9 protein-coding genes and 1 pseudogene are annotated in these 15,907 nt (G+C 69.9%); 4 read left to right on the top strand and 6 right to left on the bottom strand.

The genetic code is table 11. From position 1 onward, the window contains the following. The first annotated feature begins 560 nt into the window (after nucleotides 1–560). On the top strand, nucleotides 561–1,067 hold the full coding sequence (locus AB0K80_RS32380) for a hypothetical protein (RefSeq protein ID WP_365675861.1): 507 nt from the start codon (nucleotides 561–563) through the stop codon (nucleotides 1,065–1,067). 631 nt (nucleotides 1,068–1,698) lie between these two features. Here the strand turns inward: AB0K80_RS32380 and AB0K80_RS32375 are convergent. The 3 genes and pseudogenes from AB0K80_RS32375 to AB0K80_RS32365 form a co-directional block, all read right to left on the bottom strand. After that, nucleotides 1,699–1,889: pseudogene (locus tag AB0K80_RS32375) on the bottom strand (hypothetical protein); the annotation flags it as partial. Nucleotides 1,890–2,461: 572 nt separating this feature from the next. Beyond that, entirely contained in the window at nucleotides 2,462–3,856 is a 1,395-nt protein-coding gene (locus tag AB0K80_RS32370) for a hypothetical protein (protein ID WP_365675859.1), read from the bottom strand. Next, nucleotides 3,843–7,268, bottom strand: a complete 3,426-nt coding sequence (locus AB0K80_RS32365; RefSeq protein WP_365675858.1) for an AAA domain-containing protein — start codon at nucleotides 7,266–7,268, stop codon at nucleotides 3,843–3,845. The genes AB0K80_RS32370 and AB0K80_RS32365 overlap by 14 nt, the downstream gene beginning before the upstream one ends. Nucleotides 7,269–7,695: 427 nt before the next feature. Here AB0K80_RS32365 and AB0K80_RS32360 point away from each other — a divergent pair, with 427 nt between their 5' ends. Continuing rightward, the gene (locus AB0K80_RS32360; protein ID WP_365675863.1) at nucleotides 7,696–9,057 is read left to right on the top strand and encodes an FAD-dependent monooxygenase; all 1,362 of its coding nucleotides are present in this window, start codon (nucleotides 7,696–7,698) and stop codon (nucleotides 9,055–9,057) included. A gap of 2 nt (nucleotides 9,058–9,059) precedes the next feature. On the opposite strand, the gene AB0K80_RS32355 is transcribed toward AB0K80_RS32360, so the two are convergent. Together AB0K80_RS32355 and AB0K80_RS32350 are read right to left on the bottom strand one after the other, a co-directional pair. Then, nucleotides 9,060–11,321, bottom strand: coding sequence for an MMPL family transporter (locus tag AB0K80_RS32355; RefSeq protein WP_365675857.1), 2,262 nt, complete (start codon nucleotides 11,319–11,321; stop codon nucleotides 9,060–9,062). A gap of 269 nt (nucleotides 11,322–11,590) precedes the next feature. Continuing rightward, nucleotides 11,591–12,442 carry an SMP-30/gluconolactonase/LRE family protein gene (locus AB0K80_RS32350; RefSeq protein ID WP_365675856.1) on the bottom strand — a complete coding sequence of 284 codons (852 nt, stop codon included), beginning with the start codon at nucleotides 12,440–12,442 and terminating at the stop codon, nucleotides 11,591–11,593. An 87-nt stretch (nucleotides 12,443–12,529) separates the two neighbouring features. Between AB0K80_RS32350 and AB0K80_RS32345 the strand changes: the two genes are divergently transcribed. Continuing rightward, nucleotides 12,530–13,699: an FUSC family protein gene (locus AB0K80_RS32345; RefSeq protein WP_365675854.1), complete on the top strand. Its 1,170-nt coding sequence runs from the start codon at nucleotides 12,530–12,532 to the stop codon at nucleotides 13,697–13,699. A 23-nt stretch (nucleotides 13,700–13,722) separates the two neighbouring features. On the opposite strand, the gene AB0K80_RS32340 is transcribed toward AB0K80_RS32345, so the two are convergent. Further along, the gene (locus AB0K80_RS32340; protein ID WP_365675852.1) at nucleotides 13,723–15,105 is read right to left on the bottom strand and encodes a glucose-6-phosphate dehydrogenase; all 1,383 of its coding nucleotides are present in this window, start codon (nucleotides 15,103–15,105) and stop codon (nucleotides 13,723–13,725) included. Between the two features lie 112 nt (nucleotides 15,106–15,217). Between AB0K80_RS32340 and AB0K80_RS32335 the strand changes: the two genes are divergently transcribed. Then, nucleotides 15,218–15,898 carry a cytidylate kinase-like family protein gene (locus AB0K80_RS32335; RefSeq protein ID WP_365675850.1) on the top strand — a complete coding sequence of 227 codons (681 nt, stop codon included), beginning with the start codon at nucleotides 15,218–15,220 and terminating at the stop codon, nucleotides 15,896–15,898. Nucleotides 15,899–15,907 lie beyond the last annotated feature (9 nt).

Here is a 15,907-nt window from a genome sequence, read left to right as displayed (position 1 = left end):
CGGCACCACCCGCCGGAACAGCATCCATAACTCGTCCGGTACCAACCGCTCAACCAGATCCATCATGGACGGATCAACGAACGATCACACCAAAGGAAACGGTATCTAAGTAGAACTCACGTTCACGCCAGTCCCCCTCAGATCCCTCCTCTTCCCTACCTGCTCTGTCCTGCCGAATCAAGGTTTCCCCGAAGGACTCCGGGGCCGGCCGCTCACAGTGGGCTCCGTTCGGACAACCGCGCCCGGAACAAGGATCACTTCATGCGCATCCGGATCGGAACTCTCTGCGATCGCCTGGCACACCGCACGGGCCATGCAGTCGGCGGTGACGTTCGGCACATCCCCGCGGGTGCGGGGAGCACCGCCGGTCAGCCAGCCCAACGGCAGCTCATCCGGATCATCCCCGCGGGTGCAGGGAGCTGGCCGTAGTTGACGCCTGCGGCGACCTGCGGGCCCCGGTCGGACTGGAGGGTGACCTCGTCGATGTCGTCCCAACGCCGCGGGTGCGGGACGGTCGGGCAGGAGCAGACTGTGGATGTCGGCGACGGCGCAACATCGGCATGGTCACCCGCGCCGGTGTGCGCGTCTACCTCGACATCGGCCCCGGCGGAGAACTGCCTTCCTCCTTCCGCATCACCAGACTCATCCCGGCCCGCACCCAAGACGGGCGGCCGCAACTGCGTGTGCGGGTCCACAACACCGGGGCCCGCGCGGTCGATATCAGCGGCAGCCTTCGCCTCGACGGCGGACCGGACGGGCTGACCGCCGGACCTTTCACCAACGACCGTGTCCTCGCCCTGGCCCCACGCCACAAGGGCACCCTGGCGTTCACCCTGGGCAAGAGCCTGCCGAAGGGCCCTTGGAAAGCGGTGGTCACCCTGCAGTCCGGCATGCTGAAGCAAACCGCCGGCGGCCGCATCAGGTTCCCTGACGCCGGCACGGGCCATCCCGTTCTCGCCGTGCTGACCTCCACCAGGTCTTTGCCGCTGCTGTGGATCCTCCTCGCTCTCCTCGCCGCAGCACCGTTGGGCTACGCCGTCCGCAAGCGGCTGATCAAACAACGCTGAGGGAGGCCGAGTGCGCCCCGTTGCCCTCCTGAGCGCCGCCCTCCTCACCACGGTCGCCCACCCGGCACACCCCGCAGCCGCTGCACCACAAGCAGCGGTCGCCTGAAACCGGCATCGCCGCGGACGCCGACACCACCGTCACACTGCTGACATCGTGGACGGGTGAGTCTTCGGCCTTCTGGTGGCAGCGGCGCTGCGCTGAACCAGCCTGTCCGTGTGCTACTGCTCCCCGCCCCCGCGGGATGGTCCCCGGGCTACCTGCCGACTGCTGCCCGCATCCTTCCCTGCTCTCCGCGCCCGCTCCTGCCGCTGCCGGTGGCGGCCGCGATGCGGGCCTCACGGAGCGTGCGGTAGTCGCCCTAGTGGTCTGGCGGACTGAAGCAGGGGCCCTTCTGGGTCGGCGAGAACCGGGCCGCGTCGCTTGTTTCCGATCCGTACGGCGGCGGGCAGTGCGTGGCGCAGGTGCGACTCAGCGACGAGCCAGTGGGTGCCAGAGGCTAGGGGGCGAACGTTCCCTTGCTCCCCGCCTTTCGTACGAGGACCGGATCCGCCAAGCAGTTGGCGAGCCACGCGTCACCAGCCTCGTACCGGCGGGGCGCGGCTGTGTTCGCGTGCACACCGAGTGGTCCTCTCGCCGGAGTGCGTCCGCCAGCCGCATGGCTACGTCGGCGCGTACGCGTCCCAGCTCCACGAGGCGGAGGCTCGGCGAGGCCAGGTCTACCGCAACGACGGCAGCACGATTCCGGCTTGGTCCAAGGCTGCCCTGAGGGCTTCCACGGCCGTGAAGGGGTCGACGTCTGGCGTCGAGGGTGCTGATGCCATGCCGGACCGTATGGAGTGGCGTGGGCCGCTGCCATGCGGTGGTCTCTAATGTTCTCGGGGAATGACCGGATGTTCTCTCGTGGTCTCACGGAGTTGGGCGCAGGCTGTAGTACGCGGCCTCTGGCGTGGTGATGCTGAAGACACCAGCGACAACGGGAGGACGTCCATGACGCGACGACTGCGGTTCACGGACACCGCCTCCTCTGGGACGTCATCGGCTGCTCCCCGCGCCTGCGGGGATGGTCCCGGCGCCGCAGCCGCCCGCGCGACCACGTCCCGCTGTTCCCCGCGCCTGCGGAGATGGTCCCGAGGGTGCCCTTGGTAACGTTCGTCGACTGCTCCTCGCGACCTGCAGGGATAGCCCGGGCCCACAGCGCCCGTCCTTCTCGTCTCTAACGAGCGGCGCGCGAACTGGCCGCAAGTGTCCACCGCCCTGACCAGCCCACCGTCTGCCAGTCCACCGAGTAGCGCAGGGGTGGCGCACGGCCTCTTCCTCCAGTCAAGGGCAGCGTGGAGGCCCGCCTGGTAGACAGTGTGGGTGCAGGCCCCCGCCCATCTCCCCTGTCCCAAGGTTATCGGCGCTGATCTGCTATCAGGGCGAGATAGCGGTCGTACTGGGTGTCGGCGTTCTGCCAGTTGCGGACGAGGCTCCCCTCCTCCATGCGGTACGTGCGATCCGGATCACCCTTGAAGGAGAGCCAGTTGAAGGAGGTGGTTACCCATACATCGTCGTAGACGAGGACCTTGGCGTGGGTTGCCTTGAGCCGGGTGAAGGTGAATTTGTCCGGGTAGCGGTTGGCGAGGTTGGTCAGTTTACGGACAGCGGCTGCGTCGGTTTTGGTGTCGTTTTCTTCGTAGCCGTAGGCGATGTCCACCTTCACGCCGCGGGTGAGGCGGCTTTCCAGCTTGCTGAGGAAGGTGGTGGTGATGATCGCGTTCTTGATCCAGGGCGAGATGATCAAAAGGCGGCGACGTGCCTGGCTGAGGGCCTCGTCGAGGATGTCGGGGTGCTCGAAGACTCCGATGGCGCGGATCTCGTCGGCCTGTGGCCGGAGGGCGGCTGGTGGGCCAGGGATGGGGGGCTGGGAGCCGAGTTGGAAGGCGGCCTGCTCGGCGCGGTGCTGGGTCACCTCCTCCAGGGGGATGCGGGCCTTCTCCAGGTCAGGGGCGAGCAGGGGGCGCTCGGGCGGCGGGGCGACGGTGATATTGAGGGCCTTAGCGCCGCCATGACCGATGAGCGCAAGTTCGTGGGCCTTGCTCAGTTCACCGTCGATGACCACGCCGATTTCGATGTCGCTGCGGTCGCTGTCAGTGTAGACGAGCAGTTTCACCGGCAGGACGTGCCGGGCCTTGGCCTGGGTGATGCTCTTGACCTGAAGGACTTCTCGGTCGGTGATGCCTTGTTCGCGCAGAAGTGCCGTGAGCTCGGCTGCGGTGACGTCGCCATCGTCGAGCGGTCCGGACCGGGCGACAGGCAGCGTGATCATGCCGCTCTCTTCGGCCTGGCCGCGCGGGATCGTGGTGCGCCGGTCGTAGGGCGCCCCCTTCCACAGCATCTGGTCGAAGATGAGGGGCTGGTTGGTTCGCACGGGCGCTACAGCGGCCGCCTTCTGGGCCGTGAGATGGCCTTTGTCGGTCAGGCGCAGGTTTCGAGTCTGGCCGGTGTCGCCTGCCGGCCTTGACCATCGCAGGTCGTCTGAACTGAACAGTACGGCGACGGTCTGGTCGACCATGGCCTTGGGCAGGCCGAGTACACCGGCGATGCCGGGGGTGCTGGTGACGTTGTGGTTGACCAGGCGCAGTACGAACTCCTCCAGCAGTGGGAGTTCCTTGCTGTCCTGGGCGAGGACGTCGGCCGTAATGCGGGCGACGGGTAGTGCAGCGTCGACGATCTGGACCAGTTCGAGTCCTGGGCGAGTGTTCTGGAAGCGGACGGCCAGGAGGCTGTCGGCACTAAACGTAGGCATCGCGGATCTCGCAGTCTTCCGGGTGGCCGCTCATGTAGTCGAGGACTTCGCGCAGGGCGCCGGGTTTGCTGCGGCAGAAACCGGCGTCGCCCACGATGATCAGGCCGTAGCGGGCACGGGAGAGCGCGACGTTGATGCGGCGCCAGTAGGGCTGGCCGAGGAAGCCGAAACGCCCGTGGACGTTGCTGCGGGTCACCGAGAACACAGCGAGGTCGCACTCGCGGCCCTGTACCGCGTCGACGGACAACACCTCCGGTGTGATGTGCTTGAGCTTCTTGGAGGCCAGGCGCCGGGTGAGTTCCTCGACCTGGCGGCCATAGGGGGCGATCACCAGAACGTCCAGGGGCCTGCCGTTGGGCGTCTTGATGACCTGCTTGTCGATCGCTTGGTCGATGACTTCCAGGCGGCGCAGGGCGAGCTGGGCTTCGAGGCGGTTGGAGATGCTGGTCTCTCCTGCAGACCGCTCGGATTCGCGCCGTCCGGGCAGGGCGCTGGTGTCCAACCAGAGCACGGGCTTGTTGACCGTGTCGTAGCCGGGCAGCGCATGGTCGTTCGGTGAGATGAGCTGGCCCCGGTAGAAGCAGGTGCTGATCATGTTTCCGATCGCCGGGGTCATGCGGTATTGCTCGCGCAGCAGGTGCTTGACCGGCGCGTCAGTGTGGTTGGCGAAGTATTGGAACAGGGTGGTTTCGACCAGTTCTGGGATGAGCTGGTGATCGGACATGATCTTTTCGTTGCGCAGCAGATCCTCGTCGACGGGCGGCAGCTGGTTGGTGTCGCCGACCAGCACCCATCGCTTAGCGCGGGCAAGCGGCACCAGTGCCTCGGTCGCGGTCGCCTTGGACGCCTCGTCGAAGATGCACAGGTCGAAATCGAGGTCCCGCGCGGCCGGGTGGCCGAGGAAGCCGAGTGCGGTGCCTCCGATGACGTGCCTGGTGCGCAGGAAGCCGGCGACCAGGTTCTGGTCGGTGCCGATGCGTTGCAGCCACTCGCCTTGCAGACGCAGCAGCTTCATGAGGTCGCGGCCCGGTCCGGTGGGGCCCAGGAGTGCCTCGACCGCGTGGCGGGCGTCAGCGGCGCTGAGGTCTTCGCGCAGGGTGAGCTCACCGGCGAGCATGGACTGCACCTCGGCGAAAAGCTCGGCGCGCTGCTCAAGGAGCTGTTCGCGCCGAGCGCGGGTGTTGACGACTTCCTCGCCGAGTTCCCTCGCGGACGTGGTGCGATCAGGGACGGGTTGGTTCGCCAGATCCTCGAGCCGGGCCTCGATATGAGCCTGGTTGGCGGCTACTGCGGCCAGTTCTTCCAGCACTAGGGCGGCCTTGAGGTGGCTGGCGTGCTGTCCACTGTCGGCGGCCACTGTCTCCAGGTACTTCTCGGCTCGTGCCCGCACGCCCTGGGTCCACTTCTTGACCTGTTTGTCGAGCAGTAGCGGCTGGGCGCTGTCGGCGACCCGGGGATCGTCCACGCGACCGAGGCGGACCAGGCCGCTGATACCGGCGTCCTCGAGCCGCTTGAGCGCGTTATCGATGGCGATGTGCGTCTGGCTGACGATGAGGATGCGGGCGTTCGGGTTGCGGCTGAGGGTCTGTTCGACGATCTCGGCGATCACCGTGGTCTTGCCGGTACCGGGCGGCCCTTCGACGAGCAGGAGGTCCTGGGTGCCCAGGGCATGGGCGACGACGTTTTGTTTGCTCTTGTCGAGGTCGGCACGGACCCAAGTGGCAACTTCGGTGGGCGGACGTACGGGGATGGCCGCCGGGTTGTCGATAATCTCCCGCAGACGGGGGTTGCTGGTCTGACCTGTGGCGACGGCCGTGAGGGCGTCGCGCTGCCGGTTGATGCCGTTCTGGCTGGGCCCAAGGAAGGGCAGTAGGACACCCCGGGCGGGCAGGAGAGCGTTGGGGCGGCTCATCCGCAGCACGACGGTGTCGTCGGTGCGGTTGGTCACCTCGCCACGGTCGACGGGCCGACTGTATGGGTACTCCGCCACCGACCACTCGTCACCGATCTCCACCGTGGTATCGGGGGCGGGCAGGTGGAAGACGCGGGTTCGGCCAGTTCCCTCCAGACGTTCATAGTCGATGGGCTGCCGCCCGTTGGCAGCGGCCTCCTCGCGTGCTTCCAGCACCCGCCGCCAGCCGTCAAAGAGGTCACCCAGTTGCTGCCGCTTGCCCTCCCTGGCCCGCTGCTCGCGGGCATCGAGTTCAGCCTCCAACTGGTCCAGCACGAGGTCGAGACCGTACCTGGCCGGGTCTTCACCGGGATCATCGAAGGTCCAGTTGAGGACAGGCCCTAGTCTGACCGCGGCCTCGCGGCGCCTGGCCATCCACTCCTCGGCCCGCTCCTCCGCCGAGATGATCACGCACCGATCGCGGAACTCCTCGTCGTTGACGAGTCGCAGGAACATGGCCCGGCCGAACACTCGAATGGTGCTCGTGTCGACCGTTCCGTCTTGGGCGTTATAGCCGTAGTCGACGTACACGGTGCCGGAGACGTCCTCAAGTACCGCGGCCTTGACCTGGGCCCAATCCTCATCACTTGCCGGTGTGGTGCCGAGGCCCTCGGCCGCGCGGAGGGTCATCTTGAGCCACAGTGCGTTGCGGCGCCGGGCTTCACGGTTACCGCAGACCTGTTCGGCCTGAAGGAGCCGGTGCTCCAACACGCTGGCGTTGGCCGGCCGCTTCTTCGGGTCGTAGTCGATGCACGACTTCAAAATGGTGCGGATGCTGGAGTCAAGGTCCAGTTCATCAAGGATGGACGCCAAGTCAGGGTAGTCACGGGCCTTGCTGCGTGACAGGACCTGGATCGCGAGCACGGCGTACGCGTATACGTCGCGGACGTAGGGGATCGCATCGCTCTGTTCCGGTGGCGCGTACAGCGCGGAGCGGAAGTCGGCTACGGTCTCGTCCGTGGCCACAGCAGCCTTGGAAAGGATCTTGGCGATACCGAAATCGGCGAGCTTGACCGTGCCGTCATCGGCCAGCAGGACGTTGCCCGGCTTCAGATCGCGGTGCTCGACCTGACGCTCGTGCGCGTACGCAAGAGCGGACACCAGCGGCTTGCCGATCCGTGAGAAGTAGGACGACCAGTCGAGCGGCCGACCGTCGGTCATATCCTCTTTTAGGGTGCGATCGATCCACTCCAGCGCGATGAAGTACCGCTCCAGTTCGCTGTCCCAGCCAGAGTCGAGCATCCTTACGATGTGCGGATGCTCGAGCGCTTTGAGCGCCGATGTTTCCCGCTCCAGGAAGATCTGAGTGATCGCGTCGTCCTCGCGCTGCTTGAGCAGTTTCACGGCTACGTGATCGCCGCTCGGACTGGTGACGTCCACCGCCCTGCGGACCTCAGACAGGCCGCCCTTGCGCGCCTCATCCGGGAGCAGCAGAAACCGGCCGTTGATCGTCGTCCCCACCTACTGCTCCTTGTTCACCCCTGCTGCCCTGCAGCCCGCCCTTGCGCCATCTTGCCAGCGACGTGCAATGCTGATCAGCACTTTTCACAGATTCCCGCAAAGTTGAAGAGCTTGAGGCAGCAAGGCAAAGGCCGTAAGGGTGACACGTCGCGTTTGCCGGTGGGAAGCTGAGCACGACTGACACTAAGACGATCGGAGCTCCGCACGGTCGGAGCTCCGACTGCACGCCGGTTCGGTATACGGGGCTGCTGACGGCAGGCCAGCATGCCTGGAGATGTCGGACGACCCACGCGCAGATCGGAGTAGACGCTGCTCCCCGCGTGTGGAGCGGGATACTGATGCCTTCTCAGCACGGGGCGACCAGGGGAGTGGATCGGTGAACTCTGCCGGAGGCAAGGGCGGTCGGGGCGGGCGGCATGCGGTGGTCGTGGGCGGGAGCCTCGCGGGGCTCCTGGCGGCGCACGCCCTGGCCGGGTACGCCGACCGGGTGACCGTCGTCGAGCGCGACCGGTTGCCGGACGGCAGCGCGCCGCGGCCCGGCGTGCCGCAGGGCCGGCATCCGCATGTCCTGCTGGAGGGCGGGCAGGTGGCGCTGGAGTCGCTGCTGCCGGGCTTCCTGGCACAGCTGCGGGCGGCGGGGGCGCCGCGGGTGGGCATGCCGTCGGACATGGTGCAGTGGCAGGACGGGCGCTGGTTCCGGCGGCTGCCCGCGACGACGCACATCTACACCGGTTCCCGCGCGCAGCTGGAGGATCTGGTGCGGCGGCGGGTGCTCGCCAACCCGGTGATCAGCGTGGTGGAGGGGACCGACGTCACCGGGCTGCTCGGTGACGCCTCCCGGGTGCGGGGCGTGCTGCTGCGGGACCGCTCCGGCGACGGCGACGCCCGCGGACAGCGGCGGGATCTTCAGGCCGACCTGGTCGTGGACGCCTCCGGCGCCGGCACGAAGGCGCCGCAGTGGCTGACGGCGCTCGGGGCGCAGGCACCGTACGAGGAGACCATCGACACGGGGCTGGCGTACGCCTCCCGCGTCTACCGCGGCAGGAAGGGCGTCCTCGACGGCGACACCGTCGGCTACTACGTCTATCCCAGCCCCGCCCAGGTCCATGGCGGCGGGGCGCTGCCGCTGGAGGACGGCACCCATCTGGTCATCGTCTCCGGGCTGCGCGGCGACGAACCGCCCACGGACGACGACGCGTTCGTGACGTACCTCAAGAGGCTGCCGCACCCGCTGCTGCACCGGTGGCTGGAGGAGGCCGAACCGGTCACCCCGGCGTTCGGCTTCCGGCGGACCGCGAACATCCGCCGCCGCTACGACCTGTCCGGCCCGCGCCCGGCCGGGTTCCTCGCCACCGGCGACGCCCTGTGCACCTTCAACCCGATCTACGGGCAGGGCATGGCCGTCGCCGCGATGAGCGCGGTGGCGCTGCGCGACGCGCTGGCCGATCCGCGCCGGACCGCCACGACGCGGCGCGTGCAGCAGGCGCTGCTCACGGCGTCCCGGCAGGCGTGGGACATCTCCGCCGGGGCGGACCGCAAGATGCCGGGCGCGGTCGGCACGGCGGTCGACGGCGGGCCCGCGGACCGCGTCGCCGGCTGGTACCTGCGGCGCGTCCAGGAGCGCTACCCCAGCGACCCCGTCGTGGGACGCGCCTTCCGCTCGGTCCTGACCCTGTCCGCGCCCGTCAGCGCCCTGTTCGCCCCGCCCGTGGCCCGGGCGGTGCTGCTGCGCCCGCCCGCGCCGACGCCCACCGAGCCGCCGTCGGCACCGGAGCGCCCCGGGGCGTGAGCTCACCGGCCGGCCGCGCGCGCGGTGGGGCCCTCGGTGTCGAGGTGGGGCAGCAGCCGGTCGAGCCACCGCGGGGTCCACCAGGCCGCCCGGCCGAGCAGGGTCATCACGGCCGGCACCAGCAGCAGCCGTACGACGGTGGCGTCGATGAGGACGCTGGCGGCCAGGCCCAGGCCGAGCATCTTGACCACGACGTTGTCGCTGAGGATGAAGGCCGCGAAGACACTGACCATGATCAGTGCCGCGCAGGTGATGACGCGGGCCGTGATCTCCAGGGCGTGGGCCACCGCGGCCCGGGGGTCGCCGGTGCGCAGCCAGGCCTCATGGACGCGGGAGAGGAGGAAGATCTCGTAGTCCATGCTCAGGCCGAAGATGATGGCGAACATCATCATGGGCACGTAGCTCTCGATCGGCACGGTGCCGGACACGCCGAGGGCGGGGCCTCCCCAGCCCCACTGGAAGACCGCCACGACGACGCCGTAACTGGCCGCGATGGACAGCACGTTGAGCACGGCGGCCTTCAGGGCGACGACGGGGCCGCGGAAGACGACCAGGATGACGAGGAAGGCCAGGCCCACGACCACGGCGATGATCAGCGGCAGGCGGCTGGAGACGATGTCGAGGAAGTCGATCTGCGCCGCGGTCGTACCCGTGACGTAGGTGCGGGCGGGCGTGCCCGACACCGCCCGGGGCAGCACGTCGTCGCGCAGACGGTCGGCCAGGTCGGTGGTCCGGGCGTCCTGCGGCGCGGCGGTGGAGTACGCCGTGGCGATCAGGACGTCCTGGTCCTTCGTCGGCGTCAGGGGGCTGATGTACGCGGCGTCCGGCACCGAGCTCAGTGCCTTCTTCGCCTGGTCGGCGAGCGCGGAGCGCTGGGAGGCGGCGACTGCGCTCTGGTCGACGACGAGGGTGAGCGGCCCGTTGGAGCCGGGCCCGAACGCGTCGGACATCAGGTCGAAGGCGCGGCGGTCCGTGAAGGAGGTCGGGTCGGCGCCGTCACCGATGTGCCCCAGCCGCATCGAGAAGACCGGCACGGAGAGCACGGCCAGCAGCACGAGACCGCCGAGCAGGAACCACCAGGGGCGGCGCTCCACGCGCTGCGCGTAGCGGTGCCAGGTGCCCTGCGGTCGCGCACCGTGGGAGGTGCCGGTCTCGGCGACCGGGGTGCGCACCCGCAGCCGGTCGACGCGCCGGCCCAGCAGGCCCAGCAGGGCGGGGACGAGCGTGAGGGCCCCGATGACGGCGGTGACCACGGTGACGGCGGCCGCCAGCCCCAGCTTCCCGATGAACGACACTCCGGAGACCCACAGTCCGGCCAGGGCGATGATGACGGTGCAGCCGGAGACGAGGACGGCCTTGCCGCTGGTCGCCGTGGCGTGTCCGGCGGCGTGGACGGGGTCGGCGCCGTCCATCAGGTTCTGCCGGTGGCGGGTGACCAGGAACAGGGCGTAGTCGATGCCGACCCCGAGCCCGATCATGGTGGCCAGGGTGGGCGAGACCGTGGCGAAGACGAACGCCGCGGCGAGCAGCCCCAGCAGGGCCAGCCCGCAGATGACCGCGATCAGCGCGGTGACCAGCGGCAGTCCCGCGGCGAGTACGCTGCCGAACCCGAGGAGCAGCACCAGGATCGCCACGCCGAAGCCGATGGCCTCACTGCTGCGGTCGTCCGCCTTGGGCCGGGCCAGCTCGCCGAGCGGACCGCCGTACTCCACCTGCACCCCGGCCTGCCGCAGGGGCCGTACGGCCTGGTCGACGCCGTGCAGGTAGCCGTCGCCCAGGGTGCTCGGCTGCACGTCGAAGCGCACCGTGATGTACGCCGTCCTGCCGTCCTTGGACAGCGGGCCGACGTCCGGGGCGTTCGAGGGCTGCTGGGGCGGTGTGCCGCCGCCGCCCGGCAGCGGGTTCTGGGCGGAGAGCACGTGCGGCAGCTTCTGGAGGCTGCTCACCGCCGAGGAGACCTGGCTGCCCACGTCGGTCAGGGGTGCGCCGGCGTCGTGCAGCACGATCTGCGAGGAGTAGCCTCCCGCGGCCCTGTCGTGGGCCCGAAGGACCTCCAGGCCCTCCTGCGACTGCGTGCCGGGCAGCGAGAAGTCGTCGCTGTAGTCGCCGCCCCAGTTCCGGTCGGCGACCTGGAGCAGGGCCAGCGCGGCCAGCCACGCCACGAGTACGACGATCCAGTGACGGGCGCACCAGCGCCCCGTCGCCTCCAGCGGGCCGCTGCGGGGCCGCACGGCGGTCCGCCGGGCGGTTTCGGTGACGGGCATGCGTTGCTCCCAGCTGCGTCGGGTGCGCCGTGGCTCCCCCTGACGGCATTCAATGCCGAGCACGCCGTGGCGGGCACGCCGGGCGGCTCGCCAGGGTGATGACGGCCCTGGCGCCCGTGCGCGGGCGGGGCATCATGCGGCACCGGCGCCGCGCGCTCGGCGTCGGTGAAGCCACCGAGCACCGGCTGCATCAGGTGGCCGCATCAGATCCGTGTTCGAAGTGGTATGGGTCGGGCTGTGCCTGCGCACCGGCACCTCAGGGGGCTGGTTCAGCCCGCGAACTCACGGGCCGGCAGGCCGGTGACGTCGACTCGGGCCCGGAACAGTGAGCCTGCCAGCGGGTCCTGTGCAGGTTCGAGGTTCTCCCGGGACGTGGTGATGAACAGCTCGTCCAGGTGCGGGCCGCCGAAGGTGCAGGCGGTGACCTTCCTCGCCGGCAGCTCGATCACCTCGTCGAGCACACCCGCTGGAGAGTAGCGTCGCACCGCACCACCGTTGTTGAGGGCCACCCAGACGCCGCCTTGTGCGTCGACGGTCAGGCCGTCCGGCCGCCCGGCCTCGGCCGGTACGGTCGCGAAGACACGCTGCCCGGTCAGGCCGGACTCGAAGGTGTAGTCGAACACGGCGATGCGCTGTGTGGGTGTGTCGTTGTAGTAGGCCTGAGTGCCGTCGGGGCTCCATTCCAGGCCGTTGGAGACGCTGACCCCGGTCAGGACCACCGTGACGGATCCGTCGGGCGCCAGCCGGTACAGGGTGCCTGCGCCGGGGCGCTTGTCGTAGGCCATCGAGCCGCAGTAGAAGCGGCCGTCGGGGTCGCAGCCGCCCTCGTTCATCCGTATCCCGCGGTCGCCGTCCCACAGGGCGGGCAGGTGTGTCACGGTGCCGTCGGCGTCCTCCAGGGCGAAGCCCCGCTCGACGCCGATGACCGCGCCTCCGTGGCGGCGGGGACGTACTGCCGCGGCGACATCGCCCACATGGCGGCGGGTGACGGTGGCGTCGTCGGCGAGGGACAGCACGTCCCCGGCCAGCATGTCGACCCAGCGCAGGCCGCCCCAGCCCGGCGACCATACGGGTCCCTCGGCGTGGTACGCGATGGGGTCGGTCACCTGTTCCACGCGCATCGGCGCCTCCCGGTACAGAGGCTAATTTGGGCTGATAGTTCCTTGCATCCTCTCTGTGTCATGGTGCCTGAATCAGGAGATCGCCGTATGGCCCGTTCGCGCACGGCAGCAGCGTTGCGGAGGTGGCTCACCGAGATCTGGCCGTTGGCGCAAGCGGCGGCTGCGGCCACGGTGGCCTGGGTGATCGCCCTGTGGATCGGTGATCACGATGCCCCGTTCTTTGCTCCGATCGCGGCAGTGGTCGCTCTCAGTTTCGGCCGCGGCGAGCGAGGTCTGAACGCCCTGCGGCTGGTGTTCGGGGTGTGCATCGGCATCGTGGTCGGAGAACTCACCATCGCGGTACTCGGCGGAGGCTGGGGGCGGCTGGCGCTGGCCACGTTCGTCGCGCTGGTCGTCGCCCAGGCCGCGGGAGCCCATCGCCTGATGAGGGTCCAGGCCGCCGCCGGGGCGATCCTGACCATTGCGGCGGCCGATGGCGAGGCCGGCTGGAACCGCCTGGTCGATGCGCTGATCGGTGCCGGGGTGGCGCTGGTGTTCACGCAGGTTCTGTTCACCCCCGAGCCGCTGGCCCTGGTGCGCCGCGCGGAGAGGGCGGCGCTGGCGATCATGGCCGATGGGCTTCGGCTGGCGGCTGAGGCGATGGAGGAGGGGACGTACGACGAGGAGCGGCACGCGGGGCTCATCAGGTGCATGTCGGGGGTGCGGGAGCATCTGGCCGAGGTGGGCAGGGCCGGACCGGCCGGCGTACGGGTCGCCGGTCATTCGCTGATCTGGCGGCACCGGCGGCCCGCCGTCACGCGGACGAGTGGGGAGGCGGTCCAGGTGCAGCTGCTCGGAGCCAGCTGTCTGATGCTCATGCGCACAGCGGCCGGCGCGGACCCGCCCGGGCAGGGCAGGCTCGCGCAAGCGGTGCGGGAGCTGGCCGGAGCGCTCGCCGACCTCTCGACCGATCTGGGCAGTCACCGGATCCGCCAGCGCGCGGTGGACCGGGCCGTGACCGTGGCCCGCCGGGCCGGCCAGGCCCCGGCGCCGCATGTGACGCGCGAAGCAGCGGAAGCCGGCGTGCGCTTCCTCTGTCTGGACATCCTGGTCTTCGCCGGGGCCGACCCCGCCGAAGCCTCCGCCGTTCTCCAGCGGGGCGGCGGCGAGCTGCGGGCGGCCGCACCGCCGGACGACTCTCACCTGCTCGGCCTGCCGCACCCTGCGATGCCGAGCCGTCTGCGACGCACGCTGGCGGGCCTCAGGCGTCGGCGTTGACCACCGGTGATACCGGTCGGGCGTCAGGGCGGGCCTGCGCTTCCCGCCGCGTATTCCTCCAGAGGGACCAGTCCGGCGTTCCAGGCGTCCAGGACGGGCGTCACCACGTGCCAGGCCGCTTCGGCCTCGTCGCCGCGGACGGACAGCGCGCTGCCGCCGGAGAGGAGGTCCAGCAGCACATGGCCGTAGGCCGGCAGGTCGGCCGGGGGAGGCGGCGCGGCCAACGTGACAGGCGCAGGGGTCAGCGGATCCAGGGACACTGCGCCGGTCAGGTGCAGAGCGAGCTCATCGGGGCCGTCGAGGCCGATCCGCAGCTCGTTGGCCGGGGCTCTCAGGGGCAAAGGGTGCTCGGCCGGCCGGAAGAGGACCGTGACCTGCTTGCGGCGGCGGTGCAGCGCCTTGCCGGCCCTGAGCAGGAAACGGGTGCCCGCCCACCGCTCGCTGTCGAGGTCCAGCACGACCTCGGCGAAGGTCTCGGTACTGCGGTCCGCGTCGACACCGTCCTCGTCCCGGTACGCGGGAACGGCGCGTCCTGCACCGCCCGCGGGACCGGGGAGCCACCCGGTGGCGTAGCGGGCGCGGCGTGTCCGGGACGCTGCCTCTTCGCGGCTCAGGCGGCGCACTGAGCGCAGGGCGTCGACCTTGCGATCCCGCACCGCCTGCTCGTCGAGACAGGCCGGCAGGTCCATCGCGATCAGGGACAGCACCTGCAGCATGTGGTTCTGCATCACGTCCCGCAGGGTGCCGGAACGGTCGAAGTACCCGGCCCGGCCTTCCAGGGCCAGGTCCTCCTCCCACAGGATGTCGATCTGTTCGATGTGCCGGCTGTTCCATACGGGTTCCAGGACCCGGTTGGCCAGGCGCAGCGCGAGCAGGTTCTGGACGGTCGGGAGCCCGAGGACGTGGTCGACGCGGAACACGGTCTGTTCTCCGGCGGTGCCGGCCACCTGGGCGAGGAGCCGGTTGAGGGCCACGGCGCTGTCGAGGTCCTCGCCGAAGGGCTTCTCCAGTGCGATACGGCTTCCCGCGGGAAGCCCGGTCGTGCCGAGTGTGGTCACCACCGCCGTGTACAGGCCGGGGGGCAGGGCCAGGTAGACCGCCACCGGCTGCCGGACGCCGGACAGCAGGCTGCTGATGCTCGCGGGGTCGGTCATCTCGGTTCGCCGGTAGCGCACACGGCGGACGACGTCCTCGCGGGTCGCGGCCGGCACCAGCGGCGCGTGACGCTCGAGGCTTTCCGCGGCCCTGCGCCGGAAGGCCTCCTCGCCCAGGTCCTGCCGGGCGGCCGCGAGGACCTGGAAGTCGTCGGGAAGCCGCTGCGCGGCACGCAGTACGGCAAGGGCGGGCAGCAGATACCGGCCGGCGAGGTCACCGGTCGCACCGAGCAGCACCAACGTCTTGATCACTTGCCGGCTCCCTGTGCGACGGCATCGACAGCACCCCACAGCCCAAGACGCTGGTTGGCCGACCATTCCGGCTGAGTAGCGAGCTGCTGTCGGTTTGTGAAGAATTTCCAGTATGCCCGATCTTGAGTCCGCAGGTTCGGAACCGCAGCGGCCCCCTGCGGTGGTGACGCTCGCCGCGCTGTACGGCACGGGCGGCGTCGTCATCGGGCCGGAGGTGGCGCGGCGGCTCGGCGTGGCCTTCCTCGATCGTGCCATTCCCGCCACGGTCGCCGCGCAGACCGGCATGCCCGAGGAGGTCGTCGCCGCCGCCGACGAGCGGCCGGTCAGCCGCGGGCAACGGCTGCTGGCGACGCTGGCCAGGGCGCCCAGCCTGACCGCCGGCCCGGCCCAGGAACGCTGGCTCCTGGAAGAGGGCGAGATGCGCGCGGAGATCCGGCGCTTCATGGCCGGTTCCGCCCGCTCCGGGGGCGTGGTGCTGGGGCGCGCCGGCGCGATCGTGCTGCGCGAGGTCCCCCACGCGCTGCACGTGTATCTGGGCGGTCCCCTTCAGGCCCGTATCACGCGGGCCGCGCAGGCCGAAGGAGTCGATCGCGCCACTGCAGAGCGGCGCGTGAAGGCCAACGACTGGGCGCGACGGGAGTACGTCAGGAGGGCCTACGGCGCCGACGGGGATGATCCGGCCCTGTACCACCTCGTGATCGACGCCACCGCCTTCCCTGAGGACGCGTGCGTGGAGCTGATCGTCGCGGCGGCCACCTCGCACGTGCCGCGCCGCACCGACGCCACGAGATGAGGAGCGGCC

It is taken from the genome of Streptomyces sp. NPDC052682, from assembly GCF_040678435.1.
Classification (GTDB): Bacteria; Actinomycetota; Actinomycetes; order Streptomycetales; family Streptomycetaceae; genus Streptomyces.
The sequence above is the reverse complement of the archived record's forward strand: the minus strand, read 5'-3'. Positions and strand labels throughout refer to the sequence as shown.